The 11,322-nt window shown below is 62.7% G+C and carries 9 protein-coding genes; 7 read left to right on the top strand and 2 right to left on the bottom strand.

All coding sequences use genetic code 11. The features are described 5' to 3' along the window. Positions 1-16: 16 nt before the first annotated feature. A complete protein-coding gene (gene folE / locus V5F23_RS20570) occupies positions 17-562 on the top strand; it encodes a GTP cyclohydrolase I FolE (RefSeq protein WP_047736476.1) in 546 nt (181 codons plus the stop codon). A gap of 100 nt (positions 563-662) precedes the next feature. Then, on the top strand, positions 663-1,034 hold the full coding sequence (locus tag V5F23_RS20575) for a glutathione S-transferase N-terminal domain-containing protein (protein WP_212802905.1): 372 nt from the start codon (positions 663-665) through the stop codon (positions 1,032-1,034). 149 nt (positions 1,035-1,183) lie between these two features. Here V5F23_RS20575 and V5F23_RS20580 read toward each other — a convergent pair whose 3' ends face one another. Further along, positions 1,184-2,350: a PLP-dependent aminotransferase family protein gene (locus V5F23_RS20580; protein ID WP_042732862.1), complete on the bottom strand. Its 1,167-nt coding sequence runs from the start codon at positions 2,348-2,350 to the stop codon at positions 1,184-1,186. 81 nt (positions 2,351-2,431) lie between these two features. Here V5F23_RS20580 and V5F23_RS20585 point away from each other — a divergent pair, with 81 nt between their 5' ends. The 5 genes from V5F23_RS20585 to V5F23_RS20605 all read left to right on the top strand — a co-directional run bounded on the left by V5F23_RS20585 (position 2,432) and on the right by V5F23_RS20605 (position 10,782). Beyond that, the gene (locus V5F23_RS20585) at positions 2,432-2,872 is read left to right on the top strand and encodes a MarR family transcriptional regulator (protein WP_047736478.1); all 441 of its coding nucleotides are present in this window, start codon (positions 2,432-2,434) and stop codon (positions 2,870-2,872) included. A 262-nt stretch (positions 2,873-3,134) separates the two neighbouring features. Beyond that, positions 3,135-4,484, top strand: a complete 1,350-nt coding sequence (locus tag V5F23_RS20590) for an NCS2 family permease (protein WP_338496391.1) — start codon at positions 3,135-3,137, stop codon at positions 4,482-4,484. A gap of 61 nt (positions 4,485-4,545) precedes the next feature. Next, a complete protein-coding gene (locus tag V5F23_RS20595; protein WP_047736480.1) occupies positions 4,546-5,175 on the top strand; it encodes a LysE family translocator in 630 nt (209 codons plus the stop codon). A 138-nt stretch (positions 5,176-5,313) separates the two neighbouring features. Continuing rightward, positions 5,314-9,033: a calcium-binding protein gene (locus V5F23_RS20600; RefSeq protein WP_338496393.1), complete on the top strand. Its 3,720-nt coding sequence runs from the start codon at positions 5,314-5,316 to the stop codon at positions 9,031-9,033. A 150-nt stretch (positions 9,034-9,183) separates the two neighbouring features. Continuing rightward, a complete protein-coding gene (locus V5F23_RS20605; RefSeq protein WP_144419401.1) occupies positions 9,184-10,782 on the top strand; it encodes a hypothetical protein in 1,599 nt (532 codons plus the stop codon). Positions 10,783-10,876: 94 nt separating this feature from the next. Here the strand turns inward: V5F23_RS20605 and uraH are convergent, their stop codons facing one another. Then, entirely contained in the window at positions 10,877-11,230 is a 354-nt protein-coding gene (gene uraH, locus V5F23_RS20610; protein ID WP_042732411.1) for a hydroxyisourate hydrolase, read from the bottom strand. Positions 11,231-11,322 lie beyond the last annotated feature (92 nt).

Below are 11,322 nucleotides of genomic sequence, written 5' to 3' on the forward strand. Positions count from 1 at the left end.
TATGGAATCAGCCTCTGTGACACTGGAACAGAACTACACCGCGATTCTCGGCCAACTGGGCGAGGACGTCTCCCGCGAGGGCCTGCTCGATACGCCCAAGCGCGCTGCGAAGGCCATGCAGTACCTCTGCCGCGGCTACGAACAGACCCTGGAAGAAGTCACCAACGGTGCCTTGTTCAGCTCTGACAACAGCGAAATGGTGCTGGTCAAGGACATCGAGTTGTACTCGCTGTGCGAACACCACCTGTTGCCTTTCATCGGCAAGGCCCATGTCGCCTACATCCCGAGCGGCAAGGTGCTGGGGCTGTCGAAGGTCGCGCGCATCGTCGACATGTACGCACGTCGCCTGCAGATCCAGGAAAACCTCAGCCGCCAGATCGCCGATGCGATCCAGCAGGTGACCGGCGCCCTGGGCGTGGCGGTGGTGATCGAGGCCAAGCACATGTGCATGATGATGCGCGGCGTGGAAAAGCAGAATTCCTCGATGATCACCTCGGTGATGCTTGGCGAGTTCCGCGAAAATGCCGCGACGCGCATGGAATTCCTCAGCCTCATCAAGTAAACCGTTTCGCGAAGAAAACCGGCATCGATGGCCGGTTTTTTTTCGCCCGTGAAAATCAGGTAAGCTGCGCGCCCTCTTCCCGTGCCACGAGACTTATACCGTGATCGTCAAAGCGCTTCGAGTTGGCCTGGGCCAACTGATCATCTTCATCAACTTCATCACCCGTCCCGGCAAGAAACAACGCCCGGCGCAAGCCCAGGCGCAGGTCGACCAGGCTGCCCGCGGCTTGACGCTGTTCCAGTTCCACGCCTGCCCGTTCTGCGTGAAGACCCGCCGCACCCTGCGCCGCCTGAACGTGCCGGTGGCGTTGCGCGATGCGAAGAACAACGCACAGGATCGCCAGACGCTGCTGGAGCAAGGCGGCAAGATCAAAGTGCCGTGCCTGCGTATTGAAGAAGATGGCCAGACCACCTGGATGTATGAATCCAAGGTGATCATCGAGTATCTGGATAAGCGGTTTTCGGCAGTCTGATGATTTTGCAGTGAATGCTGGGCCTCTTCGCGGGCAAGCCCGCTCCCACAACGGTTCAGTGTGAATGCAGGATTTTATTCACATCCATTCCTGTGGGAGCGGGCTTGCCCGCGAAGAGGCCCGCACAGCCCCCGCAAAACTGCGCGTTATCAAGCCGCCTGCGCAGCCAGCGCCGCCCGCACCACCCCCGCCAATCTACGCAACCCTTCATCCAGTCGCGCCGGGTCAATGTGGCTGAAGTTCAGGCGCAGGTGCCCCGGATGCTGGTCCGGCTCGGGGAAGAACGGCTCCCCGGGCATGAACGCGACGTCGGCCGCCAGCGCGGTGGCGAGCAACGTGCGGGTGTCCAGCGGTTGCTTGAGGGTCAGCCAGAAAAACAGCCCGCCCTGGGGCACGTTCCAATCGGCGATGTCGCAAAAGTGCGTTTGCAGCGCCGCCTGGAACCGATCACGCCGGTCCCGGTAAAAATCCCTCAACTCACTCAAATGATGACGGTACTGCTCGGTGCCGATCCATTGCAGCGCCTGCCACTGGCCGATGCGATTGGTGTGCAGGTCAGCCGACTGCTTGAGCCGCAGCAGGTGCGGGAACAGATCCGGACTGGCGATCAGGTACCCCACCCGTAGCCCCGGCAGCAGGGTTTTCGACACGGTGCCGGTGTAGATCCAACTGGCCTTCTTCAGGCGACTGGCAATCGGCGTAGCACTGGCACCGTCGAAGGTCAGTTCACGGTACGGCTCGTCTTCCACCAGGGTGACCCCGAACTCGTCCAGCAGTGCCGCCACGGCATCGCGCTTGGCCTCGCTGTAGCGTACCGCCGACGGATTCTGGAACGTCGGGATCAGGTAGATGAACGCGGGCCGATGCCGCTCCAGTCGGGCGCGCAGCGCGTGCAGGTCGGGGCCATCGGCCTCCAGGGGCACGGTGATGCAAGCGGCACCGAACAACTGGAAAATCTGCAGCGCCGCCAGGTACGTCGGCGCTTCCAGCAGCACTTCGGTGCCCACGTCGATGTGCAACTTGGCCGCCAGGTCGAGGGTTTGCTGGGAGCCGCTGACCACCAGCACCTGGCTCGCTTCACAGGCCAGGCCCAGCGAACGCGCCTGCGCTGCCAGGGCTTCGCGCAGCGCCGGCTCACCTTCGCTCATGCCGTATTGGCCCATGGACAGCGGCATGGCTGCCCACTCCACCTTCGGCAACATGGCTTCGGCCGGCAGGCCACCGGCGAACGACATCACTTCAGGGCGCTGCGCCGCGGCGAGGATTTCTCGGATCAAGGAGCTTTTGAGGCGCGAGACACGTTCGGAAAAAGCCATGGGGTCACCTGTAGCCGGTCGCTGGGAAAATGAGTCAAACTGGTTGACCGAAATTACCTCGCTCTTTCTGGATACGTCAATATGCTTGACCTTAAAAACCCAACTTCACAGCAAATGGCCATGGAAGCGTTCTTCTTCGGTTACCAGGCGTTCACCGCCAAGGCCGATGAAATGCTTGAGCGCCGCGGATTGAGCCGGGTCCATCAGCGCATCGTTTTCTTCATCGCCCGCTACCCGTCGTTGAGCGTGAAAGAACTGCTGGCGCTACTCGGCGTCAGCAAGCAGGCGTTGAACATGCCGTTGCGCCAGTTGATGGAAATGCATCTGGTCAACAGCCTCGCCTCCGAGACCGACAAGCGTAAGCGGCTGCTGGAATTGACGTCCGAGGGCGAGCGGTTCGAGCAGGCGCTGCGACGTGAGCAGGTGAAATTGCTGGAGCGGGTGTTCGCCGAGGCCGGGGAGACCGCGGTCAATGGCTGGCTCGCGGTTAACCAGGCGCTCGGCAAGGGGCCTGCGGACTGATTCCGGCCCGCAGTTTTCCGGGCTGACGCTTTCGCGAGCCTGCTCGCGAACGCCGATATATCCTTCTCCCCCCGTTTTTTAGTCCACAACACAAAAAACATTATTTGCTTTATTTGTATACAAAAGCATAATTCGCTTCGTGCGAGTTCCTGACCAATAGGTCAACAAAACGTCGCCAGCCTTACCTGCCTCAAAGCCTCGCAGCCCTCCTCAGGGTCTGCGGTGCTGGAAATAACAATAAAACTGTTGAGGAGTACTCGCTGTGGAAAGCCGCAAACCCGAAGCCCAGACGCTGGACCTCTCGCCGCCATCACGCAGTGGCTGGCTGGAGCGCATCTTCAAACTCAGCGTGCACGGCACCACGGTGAAGACCGAATTGATTGCCGGCCTGACGACCTTCATCACCATGGCCTACATCATTTTCGTCAACCCCAACATCATGGCCGACGCCGGCATCGATCACGGCGCCGCGTTTGTCGCCACCTGCATCGCCGCCGCGCTGGGGTGCCTGTTGATGGGGCTGTACGCCAACTGGCCGGTGGGCCTGGCGCCAGGCATGGGTCTGAACGCATTCTTCACCTACACCTTGGTCGGCACCATGGGCTACAACTGGGAAACCGCGCTGGGTGCGGTGTTCATTTCCGGCGTGTTGTTCATGTTCCTGACCCTGTCGCGGGTGCGCGAGTGGCTGCTCAACAGCATTCCGGTAAGCCTGCGGTTCGCCATGGGCGCCGGGGTCGGCTTGTTCCTTGGGTTGATCGGCCTGAAAACCGCCGGGATCGTCGTCGACAGCCCGGCGACCCTGATCAAGCTCGGCTCGCTGCGTGAACCCGGCCCGCTGCTGGCCGCCGTGTGCTTCCTGATGATCGCGGTGCTCAGTTACCATCGGGTGTTCGGCGCGATCCTGATCAGCATCATTGCCGTGACTCTGGCCGGCTGGGGCCTGGGGCTGGTGCACTACAACGGCGTGATGTCGACGCCGCCGAGCCTGGCGCCGACCTGGATGGCCATGGACGTGGCCGGCGTGTTCAACATCAGCATGATCAGCGTGGTGCTGGCCTTCCTGTTCGTGCACATGTTCGACACCGCCGGCACCTTGATGGGCGTTGCCCAGCGCGCCGGGCTGGTGAAGGCCGACGGCAAGATCGAAAACCTGTCCCGCGCCCTGAAGGCCGACAGCGCCTCCAGTGTCTTCGGCGCCATGGTCGGCGTGCCGCCCGTGACCAGCTACGTAGAAAGCGCCGCCGGTGTGGCCGCGGGTGGTCGCACGGGGCTTACCGCCGTGACCGTCGGTGTGCTATTTATTGCCGCGATGTTCTTCGCGCCACTGGCGGGGATGATCCCGGCCTACGCCACCGCCGGCGCGCTGATCTACGTCGCCATGCTGATGATGGGCGGCATGGCGCACATCGAATGGGACGAACCGACCGACAGCATCCCGGCCATTGTCACGGCCATCATGATGCCTCTGACATTCTCGGTGGCCGACGGCATCGCACTGGGCTTCATCACCTATGTGGTGCTCAAGGCCGGCACCGGCAAGCACAAGGACATTTCCGTCAGCCTGTGGGTGCTCTGCGCGATCTTCATCGCCAAGTTCATCTTCTTGTAAGCGGCCCCCTTATCCACCGCCTCACCCTTGGGTGAGGCTTTTGTACATCAGGAGCAAAGCAATGAATCTGGAAACCTGGCTGTTGTTCAGTGGCGCCGCGCTGGTGGTGATCCTCATCCCCGGGCCCCTGTCGCTGTTGATGATCGGCAACAGCCTGAACTACGGCCTGCGACGCTCGTACCCGGCATTCCTTGGCGGGGTGATTGCCTCGATCTGCCTGCTGAGCGCTTCGGCGCTGGGGCTCGGCGCATTGCTGCTGGCCTCGGAAAAACTCTTCAGCGGCCTGAAAATCGCCGGCGCGCTGTACCTGTTCTACCTGGCCTGGCAGAGCTGGCAGCAATCGCGCCAGCCCTCCCAGGGCGCCGAGGTGCCCCAGGCCGCCGCCGTGCCGCGCTTTCGCGCACTGTTCGGCCGGGCCTTCGTGTTGGGCGCCAGCAACCCGAAGGACATCCTGTTCTTCGCTGCCTTCCTGCCGCAGTTTCTGAGCGCCGAACAGCCTTTCCTGCCCCAACTGTTGATCATGATCGCCACCTGGACCGTCCTCGACCTGCTGTGCAAGCTGGCCTACGGGCTCGGCGCCCACGGTGCGGCGCGGTACCTGCGCACGGGCAAGGGCCAGAGCTGGTTCAACCGCATCAGTGCCGGCCTGTTCGGTGGCGCGGGCGCGGCATCGCTGATGTCCGCCCACTGAGCGTCTTTCACCACGGATGGCCTGCGCCCTTCGAGCCCAGACCTTGGCAAAACATGGCAACAACCCATCGATATACACCCCAGGGAAAACACCTTACATAGAAGGCCATTCACGTACCGTTGAACAAGGAAGTTCACCATGGCCGAGGTTACCCCGCCCCACTCCGCCCCTGACGACCACGGTGTCGTTGTCACGGACCTGGGTCTGCACACGAATGAACACAGCCCCCAGACACTCGATTTTCGGGCAGCCGATACGACGCCGCCCAGCCCCGAAGACGCCCACAGGCACGCCCAGCTCAAGGTCGTCGATCAACTTTACGGCCCGCTCCACATCGGCTCCGTAACCATCACCCGTTCAGCCCTGGACGCACTGGGTGCGACGACCGATGGGCAGCCGCTGAACGGTGACAACACGTTCTTTCGCATCCCCAGCCGCTTTTTCCTGGATTCACTGCAGCTCGACCCGGATGCCCTCGAAACCCGCCTGACACTCACCGCCGATGCCAACGACTATCGCCTGCCCACCCTACTCTTCGAAATGGCCAGCCTGCGGTCCCGGGCCGCGCGCCCATTGCTGGGGCAACCCTGGCAAATCCAGGTTGAGCCGGGCAGCAACCGGAGTACGCTGGAGCGGCTCTTGAAACTGGCCCAGAACCTCGACAGCCGTGGCCTGGCGCAACAGTCGCTGAGCTGGTTGAGCCAGACCAAGAGCCATGTGCTCATTCCTACCGGCCTGGGCCTCCAGGCTTTCGGTATCTATAGCGGCCTGCGAGGCCTGCAAGACGCCATCCGCGACCAGGACGCCTACCAGACGCTGTTCAACGGTGCCAGCGTGAGCGCCGAGGTGGCGTCCATCGGCGTCGAGGCACTGGTGACCCGACAAGCCACCCAGATGATCAAGACCGGCCAGCGCTCCCTGGAGGACTTCGGCAAGACCACGTTCGCCATCCGCCTGGCCCGTGGAAGTGGCCTGATTGCCAGCATACTGACCCTGCCTTTCGACATCATCGCCGCCGTCGATGCCTTCAAGACCGCCGCCTCCGCCACCGGCAGGGAGGCCACCGATCACTACGTCAGCGCCGCGCTGAGCGTCACCAGTGCCGCCATGGCCGTGACCCTGGGTGTCGCCGCGCTGGCCGGGTTCACCTCGGCCGGGCCCGCGGGCCTGGCCGCAGGGCTGATTCTGGTGGTTGGCTCACAAATCTGGGGCGCCATCCGTCAAGTCGATGAAATCGACGATTACCTGCAGCTCACCGTCCATGAACGCTTGCGTACGGGCTGGTTCGCCTTCTGGATGATCAGCCCGGATGACGAAATCCGTGATCGCTACCTGGTCGCCAAGGCCACCGCCGAGCACACCCGACGACTCCAGGCCAACGCCTTGAAGCTGCTCAGGGGGCCGTTGAAGGACAGTACCGAGGCAATCGTGAACGGCACGTTCACCGTGGAACTCGAACCGGTGACCTACAACACCTGGAACTGGTGGACCGGCAAGCGCCAGCCGGCGACGACCGTACGCCCGCGGATCCAGGACAGCGATGACACGATCGATGCACGCGACGGCGTCACCGCCGAGACGCCCGGTGCCGTCATTGAAGCAGCGGAGGATCACAAAGGCATTCATTGGTACATCGGCGGTGGCAACGACACCCTCCTGGGCGCAGAAAACAAACCCAACGTGTTCCATTACGCCAGCGGTCTGAAAACGCTGACCGGCGGGACGAAAGATGACGTATTCATTTTCGAGGGCTCGCCGCAGATCCTCGCGCCGGAACCGGCGCCCTCGCCCAATCGACTGGTGGGCGGCGCGGGCAGCGATACGCTGATACTGGCCGGCCGAAACAGCAACTCCCAGGCGCCGCGACTGGGTTATCACGTCGACCTGGAGGCCGGGCAAGTCAGCATCATCGCCGGAGCGGCGAGCGGCGCCTACCGCGCGACCGTCCTGGAAGGCATCGAACACGTCGAGATCCGTGAGGGCGGCACCAGCGTCATCAAGGGAACGGCCGGCTCGAACACCCTCAAGTCCCGCGGCCACGATTCAATCGAGGCCGGCGCCGGGGATGACCGGATTTTCATCCTCGGCGCCAGCAACCGCAACGCAGATGGCGGCCCGGGGGCCGACGTCTATGCCATCGCCCATCGCCCCGGCCATGTCTGGATCAGCGAAGACGGTGTGGACCACAGCATCATCGCCCTGGACTGGCGCGCGGACCTGATCGAAAGCTGGGCCATCGAAGCCGGCAACCTGGTGATGACGGCCTGCTTCGATGCAAACGACTGGGACGTTCGCACTGTGACCGTCAACAATGTCTACAGCGACACGGCCTACCCAAGGGCACTGCAAAACAGCCGGCTGACCTTCGTCACCCAGGACGGCTTCCATTGGGTGCCCGACCTGCCCGACACCCTCGAGGATGGCAACCGGCTCGCCGTCGAAGCCATCATGGTGCAGCAAGGCACACCGCGAAACCCGAGCATCCTGAATGATCGCAGCGAGCTGTCGATCGCCCACGACAGAGACACCAGCCATTACGTGTCCCGGCGAGTGGAACTCACCACCCTTAACGTCAGGCACAAAAGTGACTGCTCCACCACGCTTCACCTGGACTACAGCCACGCGGCGTTGACCCGGATCGAGGCCCACTACAACGCCCATGTCACCCAGGACGACGAAGGGGACAGCGTCAGGTACGGCGAATGTGGCCTGACGCTGCACTTTGGCAAAAACCGGGTCGTGCTGAACAATCTGGCCAGTTCCGACGAGCGCTACACCGCGCGCGACAAGCCAACCGGGCGCCGGGCCTTTTCCGCCCTGGTGTCGCAGCACGTGTTCATCCTGGTCATGAATGACGGCGCGTCATACCGCCTGGTCCAACCCACTCCCGACTACGGCCTGTTGCTGGACAAGCGCTTCATCCACAAAGCCCCCGTGAGCTGGAAAACCGAAGCGCCCCAGGCGCTCACGCCCACCCGAAAGCGTTACGCCTACCTCCAACCCTTGGATAAAACGCCCCATTACATGGGCCACCGGGCGACCTGCGCCAAGCTCACGGCCTCTGCGCACCAAAGCGGTGTCGAAGTCCTGATCGGCCAGGGCGCGACGTACCTGGTTCACCTGAGCCCGAACGTGACGCTGCGCCTGTCCACGCCGGGCGCGCTGGCCAATGCCAACCCCCGCTTGCCCCATGCCTCCACCTGGGAGCTCGATGCCACGGCCCTCGGCCAGGTCGAGATCACCCTCGCGTCCAACCGGTTGCACATCGGCGCAACGGTCATCCATCTACCTGCCCATGAAGCGCAAGACCTGGTCGACCGGATACGGGTGATTACCGCGCAGGGCGTCGTCTATGGCGTCGACAGCCTGTTCGAGCGGGTCTACGTCGAATCGCTGGATGGCCGCTACCTGGCGCCCATGATCGATGCCGACGCGCCATTGCCTAGCGAACTGGCCAAGCTGTCGTCCGAGTCCTTGAAGGTGTCCCACATGGCCCTCAAGGACGGTTCACCCGGCACCTTGAGTTATCACCTTCAGGCTCGTCAATGGCGCCTTGATACGGACCCCTCGCGGGTCATCACGGCGCATCAGCTGAAAAAGACCGAGCTGTGCGACCACCATCTCCAGGTCTATCAGGACCTCGTCCGCGAAGGCCTCAGCCAGCACCCACCCCTGGGCGACAACGCCCTGCGCCTGTTGCGGGAACAGTGCGTGAAACTGGTGGAGGGCTTCACGCTGAGCAGGTCGCTGATGCTGGCCTACGCCGTCAGCCTGAGCCCGACGTTCGGCGCAGAACTCCCCTATTCCACCTGGGTTCGCACGCTCGATGCGGTGCTATCCGAGCAATCGCCGTCTTGATGCGGATTTTGCCGAAGGTTCGTTCGAGCGCCATATCTATGTAGTGCACCCGCCTGCTCTTTTTCACTGAACATCTTCAAGGCCCCAGCCTGTCAGCGCGACAGGCCGCAGGCTCGACCATTTTGTTCAACTCAAGAGCAGACACATTCCATGAGTCCAAAACGCCCTATCCGGCCTACGGTGCCAGGCCAACCGCCCGAAGCGCCCCACAGCCAGCGCGACACGCAGGCACAAACATTGCCCAGGAACCCCGTCAGGGGAGATGGCGTTGAGACGACCTCCAGTTCGTCATCGGGAAGCGACACCCAGGCGCCAGAGCCTCTGCACAGCCCTGTCCATCTCTCCGACATCAGTTCACCGGCGCCCGTCGACACGCTGCCCGGCGCCCTGTCGCTGGACCCCTACTACCTTTCGCCGGAACTGGTGCCCCTGTTATCAGCGCCCGACGCCACCTCGGGCATCCGCACATTCAGGACACGCACGTACGTCGAACTGGAAGAAGGCGGGACGGTGCTGTTGGGCCACGATGCCGAAGGCCACCACAGGGCCCGCTCCAGCGCCGAGCTGGTCGCCTCCGGGCCACGCCTGGAACAAGTGGCAGGCAGCCTGCTGTGGCGGCGGGTTGCCGTTGCGGTCGAGTCGGACAGCAGCGACGCCTCGCTGACCATGACCTTGCACAGCCTGTCGGACGATGATTCATCCGAAGCGACGGCGCCCAAGCGCCAGCGCACGACTCCGGCACCGACACCGCAAAACGAAGCCAGCGTGGAACCCCCGCCAGTGTTCAGGCCGGAGTGGGCGTTCAAGCCAACGCTCGCACTGCCCCAGTTCATCACCGTGAGCGGTGTCCACTACAAGGTGATGAGCCGCATGGACGCGCGGGAATTCCCGATCCTGTACATCCAGCCGCCCCTGCATCCGGCCTATGATTTCGATGTGCTGGAGGCCATTCTCAGGCACACGCCCGAAGAACAGCCCAGGGCCGTGATACGTGTTCCGCCGCACGATCACTGGGAAATCGACGCCCGGCTGCCCTTCGAAAAAACATTGACGGCTCACGTCAGGGACATTTTTCCGGAGGTCACCACCGTTACCCTGGAAAACATCGCCAGGAGGCAGTTCGAACTGGCCAACAGCTCCCCGTATGCCGACGCCGCGGGACTGACCGCTCTGCGGCAGATTTTCCACAGCTGGAAACACGCCACTCCCTCCCCTCACCCACAATGGAGCGATCCGTTGCTGATGCTGTCGACGCTTCCCACCACGGCAGGAATCACCAACACGTCCCGCGCCATCGACCTGCCCGCCCCGTCCTCGACAGGTGCATTAAACCGGCTGGACTTCGACCCCATGCGGTTCAGGCAGCAGTGGGAATACTTTCTCTCGACCTACTCGACCATAGACTTCAAGCGCTTCATGGCCGGCCTGTTGACCCGCAATGGTTACACGGTCATGGAGCCCAACAACTTCAACAGTTTTCCGGCATTGGTCTTTCGACGCACGGGGCACGACTATCTGTTTTTCATGAGCCTGCACCGCACCCGGATCCCGAAGCTGTCCTTGCCCACGCACAACAACCCCAACACAACCGGCATGAACCTGGAAACCCAGGTCGGCGACGCCGCCGCGCAAGCCGTCAAGGACGCCCACGAGGCCAACAGGATCGTCTGGCTCAAGGGTGGTTCGCAGATCCTGCCAGGCGTCGCCGACACCGTCTTCATCATCCGCGATGACAACGCCCGGCTGTAAACCTGCAAGCAAAAAAAAGCCCGCAGTGTGGGCGGGCGAAAAACCAGGGAAGCTACATGCGCAATGGCTTCCAGGACCAGGCTGCTGCTTGGGGTCAGCTGCCTCGATAAGTTGAATAGGCATACGGCGAAATCAGCAGGGGCACGTGGTAGTGCTCCTGCTCGGCTGAAATGCCGAAGCGCAACACCACCACGTCGAGGAAAGCCGGATCGGGCAGTTGCACCCCCCGGGCGCGGTAGTAGTCACCGGCGTGGAACTGCAACTGATAGACCCCCGAACGGTAGTCATCCCCTTGCAGCAGCGGCGCGTCGCAACGGCCATCGCTGTTGGTCAGCGCGCTGGCGACCTGCTGCAGGTGCGAGCCTTCCACGCGGTACAGTTCAATCTTGATCGAACTGCCCGGGCAGCCATGTGCAGCATCCAAAACGTGAGTAGTCAAACGTCCCATTGATTGTGCGCGCCTCGCTGCAGGGCAGTCCGGCCCGACGCCTCCTGATCGGTTGAAAGACAGGCCGCACCGTTTCGGAGCACGAACGGGCG

It is taken from the genome of Pseudomonas sp. WP18, from assembly GCF_036689585.1.
In the GTDB taxonomy this organism is placed as follows: Bacteria; Pseudomonadota; Gammaproteobacteria; order Pseudomonadales; family Pseudomonadaceae; genus Aquipseudomonas; species Aquipseudomonas chlororaphis_E.